Source organism: Polaribacter sp. WD7, assembly GCF_003335085.1.
Classification (GTDB): Bacteria; Bacteroidota; Bacteroidia; order Flavobacteriales; family Flavobacteriaceae; genus Polaribacter.
In genome coordinates this window covers 702,439-723,175 of the sequence record NZ_QPEJ01000018.1, presented here as the reverse complement: position 1 = coordinate 723,175, position 20,737 = coordinate 702,439, and the positions used below count along the sequence as shown (strand labels likewise).

At 30.5% G+C, this 20,737-nt stretch carries 10 protein-coding genes and 1 riboswitch; of the genes, 5 read left to right on the top strand and 5 right to left on the bottom strand.

Annotation, left to right across the window (positions count from 1 at the left end; all coding sequences use genetic code 11):
- Window positions 1–25: 25 nt before the first annotated feature.
- Window positions 26–160: riboswitch (SAM riboswitch) on the bottom strand.
- A gap of 437 nt (window positions 161–597) precedes the next feature.
- Window positions 598–1,854, top strand: a complete 1,257-nt coding sequence (metK, locus tag DUT90_RS12490; RefSeq protein ID WP_114427513.1) for a methionine adenosyltransferase — start codon at window positions 598–600, stop codon at window positions 1,852–1,854.
- A 105-nt stretch (window positions 1,855–1,959) separates the two neighbouring features.
- On the opposite strand, the gene DUT90_RS12485 is transcribed toward metK, so the two are convergent.
- The 5 genes from DUT90_RS12485 to DUT90_RS12465 form a co-directional block, all read right to left on the bottom strand.
- The gene (locus DUT90_RS12485) at window positions 1,960–4,374 is read right to left on the bottom strand and encodes a glycoside hydrolase family 2 TIM barrel-domain containing protein (protein WP_114427512.1); all 2,415 of its coding nucleotides are present in this window, start codon (window positions 4,372–4,374) and stop codon (window positions 1,960–1,962) included.
- Between the two features lie 59 nt (window positions 4,375–4,433).
- The gene (locus DUT90_RS12480; protein ID WP_114427511.1) at window positions 4,434–5,627 is read right to left on the bottom strand and encodes a glycoside hydrolase family 88 protein; all 1,194 of its coding nucleotides are present in this window, start codon (window positions 5,625–5,627) and stop codon (window positions 4,434–4,436) included.
- Window position 5,628: 1 nt separating this feature from the next.
- On the bottom strand, window positions 5,629–7,140 hold the full coding sequence (locus tag DUT90_RS12475) for a RagB/SusD family nutrient uptake outer membrane protein (protein WP_114427510.1): 1,512 nt from the start codon (window positions 7,138–7,140) through the stop codon (window positions 5,629–5,631).
- A 16-nt stretch (window positions 7,141–7,156) separates the two neighbouring features.
- Entirely contained in the window at window positions 7,157–10,177 is a 3,021-nt protein-coding gene (locus tag DUT90_RS12470) for a TonB-dependent receptor (protein WP_114427509.1), read from the bottom strand.
- Between the two features lie 380 nt (window positions 10,178–10,557).
- Window positions 10,558–14,610: a two-component regulator propeller domain-containing protein gene (locus DUT90_RS12465; protein WP_114427508.1), complete on the bottom strand. Its 4,053-nt coding sequence runs from the start codon at window positions 14,608–14,610 to the stop codon at window positions 10,558–10,560.
- A gap of 195 nt (window positions 14,611–14,805) precedes the next feature.
- Here DUT90_RS12465 and DUT90_RS12460 point away from each other — a divergent pair, with 195 nt between their 5' ends.
- The 4 genes from DUT90_RS12460 (at window position 14,806) to DUT90_RS12445 (ending at window position 20,649) form a co-directional block, all read left to right on the top strand.
- Entirely contained in the window at window positions 14,806–17,109 is a 2,304-nt protein-coding gene (locus tag DUT90_RS12460; RefSeq protein ID WP_114427507.1) for a chondroitinase-B domain-containing protein, read from the top strand.
- Window positions 17,110–17,155: 46 nt separating this feature from the next.
- Window positions 17,156–19,417: an alginate lyase family protein gene (locus tag DUT90_RS12455; protein ID WP_114427506.1), complete on the top strand. Its 2,262-nt coding sequence runs from the start codon at window positions 17,156–17,158 to the stop codon at window positions 19,415–19,417.
- 15 nt (window positions 19,418–19,432) lie between these two features.
- On the top strand, window positions 19,433–19,780 hold the full coding sequence (locus DUT90_RS12450; RefSeq protein ID WP_114427505.1) for a cupin domain-containing protein: 348 nt from the start codon (window positions 19,433–19,435) through the stop codon (window positions 19,778–19,780).
- Window positions 19,781–19,950: 170 nt separating this feature from the next.
- Window positions 19,951–20,649, top strand: a complete 699-nt coding sequence (locus tag DUT90_RS12445) for a FadR/GntR family transcriptional regulator (RefSeq protein ID WP_114427504.1) — start codon at window positions 19,951–19,953, stop codon at window positions 20,647–20,649.
- The last annotated feature ends 88 nt before the right edge of the window (window positions 20,650–20,737 follow it).

The following is a 20,737-nucleotide window of genomic DNA, read 5'->3' as shown; positions in this document are numbered from 1 at the left end:
TTTTCTATACATAGAAACTTCTTTTTTGTTATCTATCCAATCTCATATTTGAGATACCAAAACAAGTTTGGTACTTGGGTAGAATTTAGCACCTTCTTTAAAAGTTAAAGGGTTGCTAAGGTTTCAACGGGTCTAATCCCTCCGCCTTTCTTGATAACATTTCAATAAGTTATTGAACTTTGTAAGTACAAATATTGCAACAGAAATATTTAAAATCCAAATAAAAACAACTTTATTTTATTTTAAGTGAGATTTTCATAACTATTAGTTAAAACTATTATCTAATAAATAATTTTTCTAGAAATTTGATGAAATTTATAATAATGATGTAAATTTGCACTATTACTAAGAGGAAAAATTTGAACTGATTGCAACCTCTTGTGCTGAAACGACTTCAGCACCCTTTATATAGTATTAGGAGATTTGTCAAAAAAACTCTATGATATGTTAAGGTCAAAAATGCTAAAGCAGTAATATACTACTTCTTTTAGCGACAAAGCAATCAAAAAAATTATATGTTCCTTTTTTAAGGAATACTAATAAACAAACTCAATTTATTGATTGAGGGTTATTTTAATTAAACAGATACATTAAATTATGTCGTATTTATTTACATCAGAAAGTGTTTCAGAAGGACATCCAGATAAAGTTGCAGATCAAATTTCTGACGCTTTAATTGATAATTTTTTAGCTTTTGACAAATCTAGCAAAGTAGCTTGTGAAACCTTAGTAACTACTGGTCAAGTAGTATTAGCCGGAGAAGTAAAATCTGACACCTACTTGGATGTTCAAAAAATTGCTAGAGATGTAATTAACAAAATCGGTTACACTAAAGGCGAATATATGTTTGATGGAAACTCTTGTGGAGTTTTATCTGCCATACACGAACAATCTCCAGATATTAATCAAGGTGTAGATAGAGCTAAACCAGAAGAGCAAGGTGCTGGAGATCAAGGAATGATGTTTGGTTATGCTACTGATGAAACTGAAAACTATATGCCATTGGCATTAGAACTATCTCACAGACTATTGATTGAGTTGGCTGAATTACGAAGAGAAAATGAAGCCATTACTTATTTAAGACCTGATGCAAAATCTCAAGTAACTATAGAATATTCTGATGATAATGTTCCTCAAAGAATTGACGCAATCGTAATTTCTACGCAACATGATGATTTTGATGAATCGGAAGAAGTAATGTTGGCAAAAATTAAAAAAGATATTATTGAAATTTTGATTCCGAGAGTAGTTGCAAAATTACCGATTCATATTCAAAAATTATTTACAGATAACATTACTTATCATATTAACCCTACTGGTGTTTTTGTAATTGGTGGTCCTCACGGTGATACTGGTTTAACAGGTAGAAAAATTATTGTAGATACTTATGGAGGAAAAGGCGCACATGGTGGTGGAGCATTTTCTGGAAAAGACCCAAGTAAAGTAGATAGATCTGGAGCGTATGCAACAAGACATATTGCAAAAAACTTAGTTGCAGCTGGTTTGTGTAAAGAAGTTTTGGTTCAGGTTTCTTATGCTATTGGTGTTGCAAAACCAACTAGTATTAATGTAGAAACTTACGGAACAGCAAAAGTAAATTTAACCGATGGAGAAATTAGTAAAAAGGTTGAAGAACTTTTTGATATGCGCCCTTATTTTATAGAACAACGCTTAAAATTAAGAAATCCTATTTATTCTGAAACTGCAGCCTATGGTCATATGGGTAGAACTTCTGAAATAAAAACCGTTACATTTACCAATCCTATGGGAGAAACTATTTCTGAAGAAGTAGAAACATTTACTTGGGAGAAATTAGATTATGTAGACAAAGTAAAACAAGCCTTTACATTATAAACAAAAAACCTCATTAAAATGAGGTTTTTTTATGCTTTATTTTAAAAAAATAATCTCAAGCCTAAGAAAGAACTTGAGATTAAAACAATTAACAAACTACTAAATTTACTGTATAGTAAGATAAGACCCTTTGAAACTCTGATTTAGTACCATCATAACCAAAGGCTTACCAATTTGGTTTCTTTTAACTTCAATAGACGCTTTACCATTTGCCATTTCTATAGATTCGCTTCCTGTTGGTGTTCCTAAACTTTTTATCGTTTCTCCACCAGAAAGACATTGAAAATATACTCTTTCTTCATAATCTAAACAACGTAATCCTTTTGCATCTTCTGCAATAGCGGTAACTAAATAATTACCGTTTTTTAATGCTTTATAAGATAATTGTAAGCTTTTTGCTTTTCCGTTTTTTGTGAATCTGTAATTGACTTTTAACTTATCCGTTACAGTTTTTCCATCTGCAGTATAACCTACCGATTCGAGAATATTTTCTCCGTTTTTAAATTGTAAAGACCAATTTAAACCTGAAGCAGGAAAAGCTTTTGTATCTCTATTTTTTATACCTAAACTTTTACCATTTGAAAATAATTCGACCTTAGCACAATTACTGTACACACTTATGTCTCTTTTTAATCCTTTTGGCCCTTGACGCTCTGTCCAGGTATGAGATTCTATGTATGTAAAAGGCTCTTTACCCCAATAACTTTTAAACACATAAAATGCATCTTTTTTATTGCCAGCTCTATCTACTAACCCTTTTTGATTCATATACGGAATAGCATTTTCTGGTCTTAAAGGAGTACCAAAATCTTTAAATGCCCATTGTGCATTTCCAATAAAAGTTGAATCGTTTTCTGAAATTCTTAAATGCCAATCAAATAAATCTACAATATAGTTTTCTGACCAATCTCCAATTTGAGCAATGTTAGCTACATCTGTTTGCACGATAGCTTCTTCCCAACCATCTGATTGAATTTTACCTTCTCCTGTAATTGGGTTTTCTGTATGGCGCCCAAGGTGACTTGACCCTCCGTATTCTGTATGTAAAAAAGCTTTGTACTCTTTTTTGTATTTATTTATTGCTTTTTGATAACTTTTGTAGCTTCCAGAATACCATCCAGACCAAATTGAAGGAGAAAAAACATCTACAATATCTGCTCCTTCATAGTATTTTCTAATGGCTGTTTTTCTTGTTGGATCTAATTTGTGCGCTAAATCGTTTAATTCTGATAAAAATTCGGTCATTTTTTTTGTGCTCCCTCCGTCTTCAAAATCTGGCAACCAGTACATTTCGTTACCTAAAGACCAAATAATAATACTTGGGTGGTTGTAATTTTGGTTGATGATTTCGGTTAGCATGTTCTTGGTGTTCTTTTTCCAATTGTTATTGCCTACACCACCTCTACACCAAGGCAATTCATCCCAAACTAAAAGACCTAATTCATCACAGGCTTTGTAAATTTCTGGGTCTTGAGGATAATGGGCTAAACGCACGAAATTTGCTCCCATTTCTTTTATCAACTCCATATCTGCTCTATGCTGTGCGTTGCTCATTGCTGCTCCAACACCAGCATGTTCTTCGTGCCTATGCGTACCTCTTAGCAATACTCTTTTGCCGTTTAAAAAAAAGGCTCCATGTTCTTTAAATTCAAACCACCTAAAGCCTACTCTATCATTAACTTCATCTACAATATTTTCATTATTAATTAAAGCCACTTTAATAGTATAAAGATTAGGAGTATCTGTAGACCATAGTTTAGGATTATTAATTTTAGGGAAGTTAATTTTTACTTTTCCATTAACAACATCAAAACTATTTTCTGCCACAATCTTTCCTGAATCTTCTGTAATTGTTGCTTTTACTTTTAATGATTCTTTAGCATTTACAACAATTACAGATGCTTCTACAGAAGCTGATTCAAAAGAGACTTGGGGGGTTATATATTTAAAGTTTTTTAAAAATGTTTTTGGTTTTTCTTGCAACCATACATCTCTAGTAATTCCTCCAAAAATAAAGAAATCACTTTTTTGAGAAGGTATTATTTCTGGATTATAACTATTATCTGTTCTTACATAAATTTCATTTACTCCATTTTTAATAGCCGAAGAAATATCAACAGTAAAGCCAATATAGCCGCCTATATGACCACCTACTTTTTTAGCATTTACATAAACCTCTGAGGTAATATTTACACCTTCAAAATACAGTTCGTAAACTCTATTTTCTTTTTTAGAAATACTTATTGTTTTTTTATACCAACTTGTATTTCTTCTGTAACCTGGTTCTAAATCTGTAGCGTCTAAGCTATTCCATGAATGTGGTAGATTTATAGCTTCCCAATTTTGTATTTGAGAAACCTCTGAAAAATTTTGAGTACTATTTTCTAAGTATTGCCAATCTTTATTGATATTTTCTTTTGTACGTAATATATTTTTTTCTGTATTATAATTACATGAACACAGAGAACATAGTATTACTAAAGAAATAAATATTTTAATTATTGAGATATTAAATGACATTGATAAAGTTTTCATCAAAATTAATTAGAAATACTATTTTAACTCTCTATTATTATCAGTTATTTTATTTTTTTTAACCTTGTTAAAGCTTCTAAAAAATAATAATCTCCATACACAATAGGCTCATCCATTTCTGCTCTTTTAGACCAATCTCCAGAGCTATGATTTAAAATAAAAGGAGCTTTTACATTTTCTGCAAGAATATAATTCTTAGACTGTAAACTATTGAGTACTTTTTTACTATAGTTCAGATAACTTTCGTTATTTGTATAACCATATAGTTCTATTAAAGCTGAAGCTACTATAGCTGCTGCAGAGACATCTCTTGGTTCATTAGGGATATTTGGGGCATCAAAATCCCAGTACGGGATTCCGTCTTCAGGCATATTTTTATGACCTGTAAAAAATGAAGCTGTAGCTTTAGCTTGCTCTAAATATTTTGGGTTTTTAGTATACCTATATGCCATAGTAAAACCATAAATTGCCCAACCTTGACCTCTTGCCCAAGAAGAATCGTCACTAATTCCTTGGTGTGTAACTCGTGTATTCACCTTACCATTTTCTGGATTATAGTCTAATACATGCCAAGTACTATTATTGGGTCTAAAATGATTTTGTAAAGTTGTATTTGCATGGGCTACTGCTATTTTATGATACATACTGTCTTTAGAGATTTTTGTAGCTTCAAAGAGTAGCTCTAAATTCATCATATTATCTATGATTACTGGAAAACTCCATTTATGTTTGTTAAAATCCCAAGAGCGTATACTTCCTACTTTTTCATCAAACCTAGTAATTAGGGTTTGTGCACTTTTTACAACTATATTTTTATAATGCTGATTTTCAAAACTTTTTAAACCATTACCAAAACTACAAAATACTTTAAACCCCATATCATGGGTATGGTTATTAAACTTTTCTTTTTCTACAAAAGCAGTCCATTTTTTTGCAACCTCTTTATATCTATTGTCTTGGGTTAGTTCAAAAATTTGCCATAGATTTCCTGGGAAAAATCCACTTGTCCAATCTTTAGATGGTACTTTTTTTATTTTTCCTTCTTTAATAGTATAACTTCTAGGAAAAGCTAAAGAATCTATAGGATATTGTAACAATTGCTCATACCTGAGATTTAATAAAGAATCTACAGAAATGTCTTTTTCATCAACTTTTTTTAAATTGGGTTTACAACTTGTAATTAAAGTTGTAAACCCAATAATGAAGACAAATAAAATTATTTGTTTATTGTTATCCATATTAATAACCTGTATTCTGTGGTAATAAATTTGGATTTCTTGCTAATTCATCTGGAGGCAATGGTAATAGATAATCTCTATTAGCGTCAAAACTTGGTTTTGCACCTTCTAAACCAGAAGCTCCAAAAACATCATTTCCTATTCTTCTTCTAGCAATATCATACCATCTTTTAAACTCAAAAGCCAATTCTAATCTGCGCTCTTCTAAAACTGCAGTTCTTAAAGCGTCTTGAGACAATCCAGAAAGATCTTCTGGAAAAGTAGAACCGTTTCTAGCTCTTTCTCTAACTCTATTAATATAAGAAAGTGCTTCTGCAGAACCTGCTTGAACTTCGTTTAATGCTTCTGCAGCAATTAATAGTACCTCTGCATAACGAATCATAGAATAATTGTGTTGAGAAGCCCTACCATTGTTATTAGCTGTAGTACCTGTAAATCTGGTATATTTTGCAATGTGAGGACGATTTACAGCTCTACTATTAAAGTTTCTATAATTTGTAAAAGGTTCTACGTTTCCGTCAAAAACTCCTGTTGCATCAAAACTTACAGCTTTTCTATAATCTCTATCATCCCAAGAATTGTAAACAGTTAAAGAAGGTACTGCTACAGACCATCCGCCTCCAATACCATATTGTTCATCTGATCTTATTCCTGTTAGTGCTGGTTGATAATCTTGACCTGCATCACCGCTTCTAAAACCATTAAAATCTAATGCAAAAATTGGTTCTAAAGATCCGTCAATTGTATTTGCATTGAAAAGATTTTGAAAATCTGATTCTAAAGCAAGGTTGTAAGCAGATTCATTATCTATAACACCTTTTGCTTCATTGTATGCCTCTTGAAAATTACCCATTGTCAAGTGTACTAACGCTAAATAAGAATGTGCTGCAGATTTAGCCGGTATTGTTCTAGAAGCCTGTCTATTAGGCAACCATTGTTTTGCAAATTCTAAATCTGACAAAATTTTAGCGTATACATCTGTTGCAGAAGTTTTACTGATAGACCCTGCTGCTGCTGCATCTGTTACTGGTTCATCTAAATAAGGAATATCTCCAAACTGTCTTACCAAATGAAAGTAAGCAAATGCTCTAATAAAATAAGCTTGCGCTAAAATCGGATTTTTTTGCTCATCTGCTGCATCTACCAATTCTGCTCCTGCAATAGCTTGGTTTGTAGCAGCAATCATTTGATAGGTTCTTCTCCAAAAATCTGGAATCATACCGTTATCTGCTGGTACATTAAAGTCATTATGCTGAATTCTTCTGGCAGCAGTTGTAGGGTCTCCTATATCTACCATATCACTTCGTAACATAATAGTTAAAGACATTTTTCTTCCCCAGAAATCTTCATGAGTCATATGTCCATACGCTCCGTTTACTGCTGTTTGAATATCTTTTGTTGATTGAAAAAATCCTTCAGGAGCTAATAACCCTACTGGTTCTTCTTCTAAATCTGAACATCCTACTACGGTCAAACCTATAAGTAAGAATAGAAATTTGTATGCTGTTTTCATCTTTATAATTTTTTATTTAGAATTTTAAGTTTACACTAAAGTTAACCGATCTTAATGTTGGATAGTTTCCAAAATCAAATCCATTGGTTGTATTAGCTGCAGCGCTATTTCCTCCACCAGAACCAAAATAACTTACTTCAGGGTCTAACCCAGAATAGTTGGTTATTGTAAATAAATTTTGTGCGCTTATTGATAATCTTACATTTTGTAAGCCTAATTTTTCTACAGCATCATTAGGTAAAGTATACCCTAAGGCTATATTTTTTAATCTTATATAACTACCATCTTCTACAAAACGAGAAGAAATTTCTTTACCTCTTAATCTTGCGCGAGGAATATCTGTATTTGTATTTGTTGGTGTCCAAGAATTTAAAATAGCTGTAGTTGCATTAGAATCTCCGTTAAACAACTGAACTGCAGTTAAATTCATAACATCTCCACCTTGAGCTCCTTGGAAGAAGATATTTAAATCGAAATTTTTATACGTAAAGTTATTTGTAATACCAAAAGTAAAGTCTGGTGTTGGGTCTCCTATAATTTGTTGATCATCTGTAGAAATATCACCACTACCATCTAGGTCTGTAAATAATTGATCTCCTGCTTCTCCTCCTGGTAATAATGCTGTTCCTGCTGGTAAACTTCCACCTTGATATACACCTCTGTATTCAAATCCCCAAAAAGCACCTAATACTTCTCCTTCTCTTAAAATATGAGTACGATCTATATTAAAATAGCCTGGTGATGCATCTAAAAATAAATCAATTCCTTCTTCATCAGATAAAGAAATAACTTCATTTCTATTTGTTGATAAGTTAAAATCAGTAGTCCATCTAAAATTTTCTGTACTAATATTTCTTGTATTAAGATTAATTTCTAACCCTTTATTATTCACTTTTCCTACGTTTCTTAAGCTACTAGGGTTTAAAAATCCAAAATATTGAGGTTGCCCATTATCTGCTAAAATTAAATCTTCTGTATCTATATTATAATAATCTAATGATAGAGATACTTTGTTATTGAATAAGCCTAAGTCTACACCAAAATTAGTTTGTAAAGAAGTTTCCCATTTTAAATTAGGGTTAGCACTTTGTAACGGAGTTACCGCACTTATAGTTTGTGCATTGGTTACAGCAAAAATATTTTGAAAGCTAGCTAATGATTGAAAAGGAGCTATACCTTGGTTACCTGTTTCCCCATAACTTGCTCTTAATTTTAAATTTGAAATACTTTTACTGTTTTTCAAAAAAGCTTCATTAGAAACTTTCCAACCTAAAGCAAATGAAGGAAAAATTGCTATTTTCTCATTAGCAGCAAAATTAGATGCACCGTCTCTTCTAACTGTAGCTGTAAATAAATATTTATCATCATAATCATAATTAATTCTTCCAAATTGTGATTGAATCTCAGATTCTACCAAAGAAGAAGTAGGTATAAGTTGCACAGAACCCCCTCCTAAATTACGATAAGAAAAAGAGTCTGATGAAAAGCCTTGTGCGCCAGCAGCAAATCTTTCTCTCATATCTTTTTGATAAGAATATCCTGCCAATAAAGTTAATTTTCCTTTATTGATATCTGTTGTATATGTTAAGTAATTTTCGCTAATTATATTAGTTCTTCTTTGATTACCTACTAATGCTCTACCACCTACATTGCCTCCTGCTGTAGTAATCAGAGTTGAGGGTCTAAAGACTCCTAAGGTTTCGTTATTTGCACTAAATCCAAAAGTAGTTTTAAATGATAAGTTTTCTAAAATATCATAGTTTGCATATAGATTAGCTCTAAAAATATCTGTCTTAGTTTCATTAACTCCTTCTGTTGCTACAGCAAATGGATTGTCAATATCATCTCCTACACCATTAACAGTATTTAAACCATTTGCATCTAAAACACCTAAATCTGGTGCAAACCTGAACGAGCCAGAAACCACATCATCTCCACCACCATTAGCAGTAGCTCCTGTAGATTGTGTTGGAACTCCATTTTCTGCACCTCTACTTCCAAATAAGTTCATGCCTAACTTTAATTTATCTGTAACTTGCGCATCTATATTTGATAGAAATGTAAATCTTTCAAAAGCTGAATTTATAACTACACCATCTTGCTTGAAGTAGTTTGTAGAAGCGTAAAAATTTAACTTATCTGTTCCTCCTGAAAAAGAAAATTGATGATTTTGAGTACTACCTGCTCTAAATAATAAATCTTGCCAATCTGTATTTCCTGATCCTTGAACATAGGCAGGATTAATAGCTTGCTGGTAAATTGCAAATTGATCTGCATTTAACAAATCTAACTCGTTAGAGGTATTCTGCACAGAGTAATTAGAATTCAATTCCATTACAATTTTACCTTTTTTACCTTTTTTTGTGGTTACTAATACCACTCCATTAGACCCTCTAGAACCGTATATTGCTGTTGCAGAAGCGTCTTTTAAAATTTCCATAGAGGCTATATCATTGGGCTGAGGAAAAGTAGCACCTACAAAACCATCTACAACAATTAAAGGAGAACTAGTAGCACCAATTGAAGTATTTCCTCTAATTTGAATATTAATTGGCGCCCCTGGTTGACCACCGTTATTAGATTGTACAACAACACCAGCTGCACGACCTTGTAATGCTTGCGCCGCATCTAATACAGGAAAGGCATTCAATTCTTCTGATTTAACTGATGAAACAGCTCCTGTTACATCACTCTTTTTTCGAGTTCCATAACCTACAACAACTACTTCTTCTAAAGTACTTGCATCTTCTACTAGTGCTATATTTATAGTACTTTTACCTGCAACATTTACTTCTTGTTGTTTATAACCTAGATAATTAAAGATTAATACACTGGATGCACTCTTTACGGTAACACTGTAATTACCATCAAAATCTGTTGTTGTTCCATTAGAAGTTCCTTTCTCTTGAATGGTTACTTGAGGCAAAGGATCTCCTGTTGCTTGATCTGTTACCTTACCTGTTATTTTAGTCTGCGCAAGTATTGCAACACTAAACAACAAAAAAGTAAGTAAACTTAAATTTGATTTTAACTTCATAATTTTTACTAATTTGAATTATTGTGTGATTTAATTTGGTGAACCAAATTGGTTTACCAGTTTGGTTCACCAAATATATAATTTTTTATTACAATGGCAATCTTTTCTAAAAAAAAAGTTAATTCTGTATAGATTTAAGATTTGATAAATACATCTCATTGTAACTAATTATATATTGGAATGATTAATAGAAATAGATAATAGTCAAAAAAGAAATGATAATAATTGCAATAAGCAATATTTCGGTTAGCGTTTCTTTAGTGGATCTTTTCATGTGATAAAACTAACCGAAAACATAAAAATAAAAGTCCTAAAAAAGGGGTAAAATCATACAAACCCCTATTTACATTGACTTAAATAAAGCTTTTTTATTTCAAAAATTAATACTCAGAAAACTTTTTTTGATACTGAGATGGGGTTTCTCCATATTTTTTTTGGAAAGATTTACTGAAATACTTAGGGTTTTTGTAACCTACTTTATAACTAATTTGAGAGATGTTTAGTTGTCCCTTTTCTAAAAGTTCTGCAGCCCGTTTCATTCTTAAATGTAAAATGAAATCGTTAGGAGTGTAATTTGTCCATGCTTTAACTTTTACAAAAAGCATTGTTCTACTTACACCCAATTCTGAACAAAAGAATGGAATATCAAAATCTTCATTTGCTATATTTTCATTTACAACTTGAAGTGCTTTTTTAAATAATTTTTCATCCATAGATGATACTACATCACCAGAAGTAGGCTTTAAATCTCCATTAAATTTATCTCGAAGACTTTGTTGAGTTTCTAAAATATTACGAATTCTTAGCTTGAACTCATTAATATCAAAAGGTTTGCTAATATAATCATCTGCACCACTTTCTAAACCATCTAACTTATAAATTAACGAAGTTCTTGAGGTTAATAATATAATAGGTATATGACTGGTTTTAATATTCTTTTTTATTGCTGCACATAACTCTGTACCAACCATTACTGGCATAATAACATCACTTACTATAAGATTAGGAGTGTGTTTCATTGCTTTTTTTAAAGCAATTTCCCCATTTTCTGCTTCAAGTATGTTATAATCATTTATCAGTAATTGCTTCATAAACTTGCGCAAAGGTTTATTGTCTTCTACTATTAAAATAGTTTCTTGTTCTGGTTTAACAATTGCGTCAGAAAGATTGTCTTCTAAAATTAAAACAGGCTCTTTCAATTGGTTTATATATTGAGATACATCATCACTAAATTTAAAATCTTTACTAATTTCTTCTTCTAACAAATGATTTTTACCTAATGGTAATTCTACTGTAAATATTGTTCCTTTTCCATTAGTATTATCTTTTACATTGATACTTCCTTTATGAAGTTTTACAATGTTTTTTGCTATAGAAAGTCCTATTCCTGTACCTTTAGTATAGGTGTTTCCTGGTTCATTGTTTATAGCAACTTCAAAAAAACGATCAAATATTTTATCTTTATTTTCTTCAGAAATACCAACACCAGAATCTTCTACAGCAATTGAGATAAGGTTATCTATTTTTTTAACTGTAAAATAAATTTTACCTCCTTTTGGAGTGTATCGAAAAGCGTTAGAGATTAGGTTATAAAAAACGCGTTCTAATTTGTATCTATCATAATATACCAATATAACATCATCACTAGTATTAAATGTATACTCAAAATCTCCAGATTTTGCATGTTCACTAAATGATAAATATATTTCTCTTAAAAACTTTACAATGTTTCCTTCTGCAGCTTCTATCTTGAACAAATCATTTTCAAATTTTCTAAAATCCATTAACCTATTAATTAAAAGTAATAGATGATTTGCATTGTTTTCTACAACTAATAATTTTTTGTATAAAGTACTAGAACCTTTAAAATCGCTCAAAACCTGTTTTAATGGCCCTAATATTAAAGTTAAAGGTGTTCTAAATTCATGAGATATGTTTGTAAAAAACTCTAGTTTTGCCTTGTTGGTTTCCTCTATTTTTTCGTTTTCTAATTGTTCTAAACCAAGTTCTAATTTTAACTTGGTTTTACTTTTCTGTACATCAATTAAAAAGTAAAGAGCCACTGCAATTGCTATACCATACAATAAAAAAGCCCACCAACTTCTCCATGGAGCAGGACTTACATTAATTTCTAATTCTGTTGCGTTGCTATTCCAAACTTCATTATTATTAGCTCCTTTTATTTCAAAAATATATTTACCCGGATTTTGAATGGTGTATGTTGCAGAATTTCCTGAAGTAAAAACCCAATCTTCTTCCAAACCTCTTAACCTATATTTATAGGTATTATTTTTAGAGTTTATAAAATTAGGGATAGCAAATGATATGCTAAAGTTTCCTTGATCGTGTGTAAGTGATAACCGGTCTGTAAACTGAATTGTATTTTTTAAGACAGTAGAAGAACTATCTATTTTAATTGATTTATTTTTAATTTTAAAATCTGTTAAAATAACTTGGGGTGAATAGTTGTTTTTTTTGATAGCACTTGTATTGAAGGATGTAATTCCATCAGGTCCACCAAAATACATTGTAGATGTACCTATTTTTAAACTTGCGTTATCATTAAACTCGTTACTAATAATACCTTCTTTTTGGTTGTAGATGCCTATTTCATTTTTAATGATGTGGTAACTAATTATTCCTTGATTGGTACTAACCCAAATAGTTGAATCATCGTCTTCTAAAATACTATGAATAGAAGATATTGAAGTATTTTTGGTAGCTAGCTCTACTTTTTGAAAAGCATCTCCTTTTAACTTATACAAGCCTTTTGCTTTTGTTCCTACCCAAATTGTTTGTTTAGAGTCTTCAAAAACCGAAGTAATGTCATCTCCAGATTGTATTTCTGAATTGTAAAAAAATCTGACAATAGTATTTGTAGGGGTTATTTTATTCAATCCTTCTTGTGTACCAACCCAAATATTATTTTTGCTATCTATTTTTATGGTTCTAATTAGGTCATTAGATAAACTATTTGAATTGTTAGCATCATGAACATACGTTTTAAAGGCATTGGTTTCTCTATTATAATGAATCAATCCTTTACCAAAAGTACCCAACCAATACGTGTTCTTTTCTTTTTTTATAGAATAAACACCTATATCATCTAAATAGGATTTTAAGGCACTATTAAAGGGGCTTTTTGTTTCTTTTTTTTCTTTAATATCGTAAAAACGGATTCCTGAACTAAAGCTACCAATCCACAATAAATCATTATCAACAAGTAAAGATTTTACATTTTTATTGTCTAATTTAATATTATTATCTAATCCTAAAACTATATCCTCTCTAACATTAAAAACATCTACACCATTACCTTCTGTTCCAAAAAACAAATATTGATTTTTATATTTCTCTACAGAGCTTACTACACTATAACTCAGCCTTTTTTTAAAAGTACTGGTTGTATAGTTTATAAAATTACTATTGGATTGATCCCAGAAATTAATACCTCCATAATAAGTACCTACCCAAATACTTCCTTTTCTATCTTTAAATAGGGATTTTACACTGTTTTTACTTAAACTTTTGGTATCGTTAACATTATTTTTAAGTGTAATCAGTTTGTTTTTTGGTCTTATAATAAAAAGTCCATTATAAGTTCCTACCCAAAGATTTCTTTTATTGTCATAAAGTAATCTCCTAACATTTTTATAAATTTTGTCATTAACTTGATGTTCTTTAATTGTTTTTAAAGATGAATTATAAACTAAAACTCCATGCTGTTTTGTTGCTAAAAGAAGGTTGTTTTCTTCTTCAATAACATCTTGTACATTTAGTATTTTAGAGTGTGCGATTTTAAATAAAATCTTATTATTTTCTCTAGAAATAACCTTACTTAAGCCTTTAGCTGTACCAACAAAAATTTCTTTTTTTGAAGTCTCTAAAATAACATTCACACGATTGTTTACTATACTATTTAGGTTTTTATCTTGATGAAAAAAATTGGTAAAACAATTCTTACTTTTATTGTAAACTGAAAGCCCGTTAGAAGTCCCTATCCATATTTCGCCATTAGACAATTCTTTAATGGCTAAGATTGTATTGTTACAAAGTGAGTTTTTTTCTTTATTTTTAAAAAAGGTAGTAAACTCATTTTTTTGTGGACTATATCTGTTTAGTCCATTATAGGTGCCTATCCAAATATCTCCATCTCTATCTTGAATAATAGATAGAATATCATTATTACTAATAGAGTTTGCTAAGAAACTATTTCTATAGACCGTAAATGTATTGCCATCATATTTATTTAAACCATCTCTGGTACCAATCCACATTTGCCCTAAATTATCCTGGCAGATTGCAATTGCAGAACTTTGAGACAAACCCTCGGTTGTAGAAATATGTTTAAAATGTATATTATTTTGCTGAGCAAAATTTAAGATAGCACAACATAAAAAAAAGGTAGCAAAAAAGAGAAATTTTTTAGTCATTACTATTAAGTGTAATTAAATTTTTAAAAATACTTTTTTGTTATTCTGATAATTTTACGCACACAATAATATGATTTCTCATAATATTTAGAATATTTTTCACAAAATATAAAATCTTTTTTTGTTCTAAATAAAATTTTTAACATATATTTGGATAACCAATCTGGTTAACCAATTTTAAAAAACACTACTTTCATGAAAAAATATCTTTTTTTAGTACTGTTACTTTATTTGACTGTCTCTTGTAAAGAGGTACTTCAAAACAAAATATTAGTCAATTCTAAAAAAGATCTTTATACAGCCATTGAAAACGCAAAACCCGGAGATTATATCATCTTAAAAAATGGTATATGGAAAGATGTGGCAATTCAATTTAGAGGAAAAGGAACTAAAGAAAATCCAATTACCATTGTTGCAGAAACAGCTGGAAAAGTGAGTTTAGAAGGTAAATCATATTTAAAATTTGGTGGTGAGTATTTAGTTGTAAAAGACTTATTGTTTCAAAATGGGTACTCCCCTTCTAATGCCGTTGTTGACTTTAGAATTGATAAAAAAATTGCAAATAATTGCAAATTGACTAACTGCGTTATCTTAGATTTTAACAAACCAAAACGAGATAATTCTGATTTATGGGTACAATTTTGGGGTAGAAATAACGAACTAAGCAATTCTTACCTTGCAGGAAAAACCAACAAAGGCCCAACAGTTAGAGTAAGTATTGAGGGAATTGAAAGCATAAATAATTATCATCAAATTATAAACAATCATTTTGGACCAAGACCTGTAAAAGGTGGCCCAAGTGGAGAAACGATTCAATTAGGAAACAGTTACACGTCTATGTCTCCAAGTTATACAACAGTGGCAAATAATTTATTTGAAAAATGTAATGGTGAAGTAGAAGTCATATCTAGTAAAACCAACTTTAATACCTTTAAAAATAATGTTTTTTACATGAGCGAAGGTTCTTTGGTTACCAGACATGGTAATTATGCAACTATTGATAGCAATTATTTTATTGGAGATGGCGTAAACGAAAATATTGGAGGAATTAGAATTATTAACACAGGACATTGGGTTGTAAATAATTATTTCTACAACTTAATAGGAGAGCATTTTAGAAGTCCGTTAGCGGTTATGAACGGAATTCCGAAATCGCCACTAAACAGATATAACCAAGTTACAGACCTTGTTGTTGCTTACAACACATATGTAAACTGTAAATCGCCTTGGCAATTTGGTGTGGGGCAGAATTTGGCTCAAAAAGAAGTTTTACCAAAATCAGAAATTCGTTCTGCAAGACCAATTCGAGCTACAATTGCCAATAATGTTATTTACAATAAAAAAGGCTATAGAGACATTGTTGTAGAACACGACAAGGCAGATGGTGTAACTTTTGCAAGTAATGTAGTTAATAATAATGGCATTGCTTTTAACGATTTTGATAAAGGGATTCTCAAAGAATCTTTAGAATTGAAGAAAGTATCTGATTATCTTTTTATCCCATATGGAGCTTTTAATGAAATCTATCCTTACGAAGGTTTCGATTTTAATTCCATTGAAAAAGACTTATTTGGAAATTCAAGAAAAAATAATACGAGTATTGGCGCAACAGTTTCTACAGAAATTCAAAATCCTAACATTTTAGATAAAACAAAATATGGTACATCTTGGTTTTCCAACGAAGTTGAACCTAGAGAACCAGTAACACATATTGTTACTGCAGCTGAAGATATTCAAGCAAAAATTGATACTGCAGAAAATGGAGATATCATTAATTTAAATTTTACCAACTCTCAAATTGATAAATCCATTATCATCAATAAAACAATTACTATTACTGGAAATGGAAAAGCAACTCTAAAATATAATGGTAAAAAAGAAACACCTTTATTTTCTTTACAACCTAAAGGGAAATTAACGGTTGAAAAGTTGAGTTTAAAAGGAGATCATACCAACTATCTTTTTGCGAGTTTGCAAAAAAACATGTCGCATCATTTTGGCTTATCTGTTTCAAAATGCGAAATCAGCGACTTTAACTATGTTTTAAAGGTGTATAAAGAATCTTTTGCTGAACGAATTACCTTTAAAAACACATCCATTTTTAATTGTGAAAATGGATTGGAATTGTCTGAAGAAACAAACGATAAAGGAGATTATAATACAGAATATTTAACTATTAATAATTGTGTATTTAATACCATTCAAAAAAATGTAATTAATTATTACAGAGGTGGTTATGACGAATCTACAATTGGTGGAAATTTATCAATTACCAACTCAACTTTTACCAACTCGGGTTCAAAAGAAAAGAATAATATCTTATTGAATCATAGAGGAATTATAAACGTAAATCTTAGTAACAATACATTTAAGAACAACAAGATAAAATTAGTTTCTTTATTATGGGGAGCAAAAAACAACAAGGCTTCTAATAATACAATTATCAATTCTGGCAGAATAAAAACTGAAGAGAACTTAAAACTTAAATTAATGTACTAAACCCATTCCTTTGTTCGGTGTTCCAAATAAATAATCAGTCAAAAAAATGCTAAAACTCGTATCTACTTTCTTTATTTTATTTTTTATTTTTTCTTGTGATAAACCTCAAAAAAAGGAAAATCAAGAAAAAAAACACAATCATCCAAACTTGATTTTAACAGTAAAAAGTGTTGCTGAAATTAAATCAAAGTTGGGAGCTATTCCTCTTTTTGACAAGACTCTGAAAGAAGTTCAAGAAGAAGTAGATTTGGAAATAAACAAAGGAATCGATGTGCCAATTCCTAAGGACATGGCAGGTGGCTATACACATACGCAGCATAAATTAAACTATGCAATTATGCAAAAAGCGGGTGTTTTATTTCAGCTTTTAGAAGATGAAAAGTATGCTATTTACATTAAAGAAATGTTATTACAATATGCTAAAATGTTTCCATCTTTAGATAGACACCCTCAAATAAGAAGCTATGCTAGAGGTAAATTGTTTTGGCAGTGTTTAAACGATTCTAATTGGTTAGTTTATACAAGTCAGGCATACGATTGCATTTATAATTGGTTATCCAAAGAAGAGACAGAATACCTTAATAAAACACTTTTTAAACCTTATGCAGATTTTCTTTCTGTAGAAACTCCACAATATTTTAATAGAGTACACAACCACTCTACTTGGGGTAATGTTGCTGTAGGTATGATTGGTTTAGTTATGGATGATGATGAACTTGTACATAGAGCCTTGTATGGCTTAGATAAAGAAGATTTAGACTTAACTGCAAAAGATAATGATGGTGGTTTTATTTTTGATAAAGACGGAAAAGCTGGTTTTTTTGCCAATTTAGATTCCCCTTTTTCTCCAGATGGCTTTTATACAGAAGGGCCATACTACCAACGTTATGCAATGTATCCTTTCTTAATTTTTGCAGAAGCATTACAAAACAAAAAACCAGAACTCCATATTTTTGAATATAAAAGTGGTATTTTAATTAAGGCAGTAAATGCTTTACTAAATTTAACGGATGCAGACGGCGAATTTTTTCCACTAAACGATGGACAAAAAGGGATGTCTTACTACACCTCTTCTTTAGTTTCTGCTGTAGATATTGCCTATTATTACGGGTCTAAAAAACCTGATTTGTTATCAATAGCTAAAAAACAAAACAAGGTGCAATTAGATGCAACTGGCTTAAGTGTTGCGTTAGGTTTAAAAGAAAATAAAGAGCAACCTTTTATAAAAAATTCCCTAGAATTAACCGACGGTTCTAAAGGTGATGAAGGCGGAATCGGAATTTTAAGGCATCAAAATGATAATGAAACCTTAGCCTTGGTGCTAAAATATACTGGTCAAGGTTTAAGTCATGGACATTATGATAAATTATCGTTTTCTATGTATGAAAATGGCGAAGAAGTTTTACAAGATTATGGTTTGTCTCGTTTTGTAAATGTTGAACAAAAAAACGGTGGAGGTTATTTAAAAGAAAATAAAACTTTTGCAAAACACACAATAGCGCATAATACAATAGTTCAAGATGAAACTTCTCATTTCAACTACGATTTTGCAACGGGCAGCAAACATCATTCAGAAAAATATGTGTTTGATGTGTCTAATCCTGATTTTCAAATTGTAAGTGCTATTGAAGAAAATGCGTATCCTGATACAAAATTACACCGAACCATGATTATGGTAAAAGATGCTAATTTGAAAAAACCTTTTATTTTTGATATTAACAAAATAACATCAAATCAAAAACACAACTACGATCTACCTTTTTATTATTTTGGGCAAATTATTTCCACGAGTTTTAATTACGATGTTTCAAAAACATTTTCTCCTTTGGGGAACAAATTTGGCTATCAACATTTATGGAAAGAAGCGAGTGGAAAAGCAGATTCAGAAAGCATTCAGTTTACCTGGTTAAACAATAGAAAATTTTATACAATTACAGCGGCCACAGATAAAACGGATGCACTTATTTTAGCTAGAATTGGTGCAAAAGATCCTGAATTTAATTTAAGAACAGATCCTACATTAATAATCAGAAAAAAAGGTGCACAAAATACTACGTACGCATCTATTATAGAATCTCATGGAAGGTATAACCCAGTAACAGAAAAAGCCACAAATGCGTATAGTAATTTTTCAAAAATTGAAATTTTAAAGGATTCTAAAACCTATTCCGCATTTAAAATTCATTTTAAAAATGAAAAATCGAGAACATTAATTTTATCAAATTTAAATAATTCAAAAAACAAAAAACATTCAGTAAACATTAAATGCAAAAATTACAATTGGTCAGGAGTTTACTATTATAAATAAAACAATTTAGAAATTATGAAAACATTTGGAGCTAGTAAAAAATTTTTATTCGCAGACGACATAGAATGGGAAACAGTGGGTGAAGGGGTAAAAAGAAAAATAATGGGTTATGACGATAAAATTATGTTGGTTGTTGTTGCTTTTGAAGAGGGAGGTATTGGGAACGAGCATAAACATTACCATTCTCAAGTAACCTATGTAGAGAGTGGGACGTTTGAGTTTTCTATTGGAGGAGAAACAAAAACTGTAAAGGGTGGAGATACTGTCTACATTCCCCCTCATGTATTACATGGTGCTGTTTGTACAAAAAAAGGCACTTTGATAGATGTTTTTAGTCCAATTAGAGAAGACTTTATGGAGTAATCAACCATCCAAAAAAATATTCTTTATAAAAAAATGTATATTTAGTAAACCAATTAAAATAAAAGATACATTTATGAAATATGATTTTATTTATAGAAATGCGTCTATAAACTTTAGTTTTATTTCATAAATAAAAAATTATCTTAGCTACCCGTAAACTAGCTTATATTATGAAATTAGAGATACTTACAAAATCTGAAAACTCTGACGTTCAAAAAGAAATTATTTCTAAGATAAGAGATTTAATTAATTACAAAAACTTAGAGCCAGGAGATAAATTACCTTCAGAAAGAATGCTTTCTGAAAAATTTGAAGTGTCTAGAAGTAACGTAAGAGAAGCTATTCAAAAATTGGAGTTTTATGGTTTATTAAAATCCATTCCTCAAAGCGGAACTTTCGTTGCAAATATTGGTGTTATTGCAATGAATGGAATGATAGAAGATATTTTAAGGTTGGATGAACCTGACTTCAAATCTTTGGTAGAAACCAGAATACTTTTAGAACTAAAAACATCTAGATTAGCCGCTTTAAGAAGAAGTGAAGAAGATTTAGCCAGCATGGAAAAAGCACTAAATGCTTACAGAGATAAAGTGTTAAACGGTGAAGATGCTGTTCAAGAAGATTTATTATTTCATTTAGCAATAGCAAAAGCTTCTGGCAATAGTACTATGAATACGTTTATGTTAATTATTACTCCAGAAATTATTACCAATTTTAGAAAGCATCATGTTTGCGATGCTAACATGTCTAAAAGAGGTATTACGGATCATCAAGCCATTTTTAATGCCATAAAAGAACAAAACCCGCAATCGGCAAAACAAAAAATGAAAGACCATTTCAGAGAGTTGTATTCATATTGCTACAGCTAAGAAGGTATAAGCACCTTATTTCTTTTCTTCTGTAAGATGTAGTTTTCTTAAGTTTTATTGTACTCCAAAAAAAGCAGCAAATCTTTTT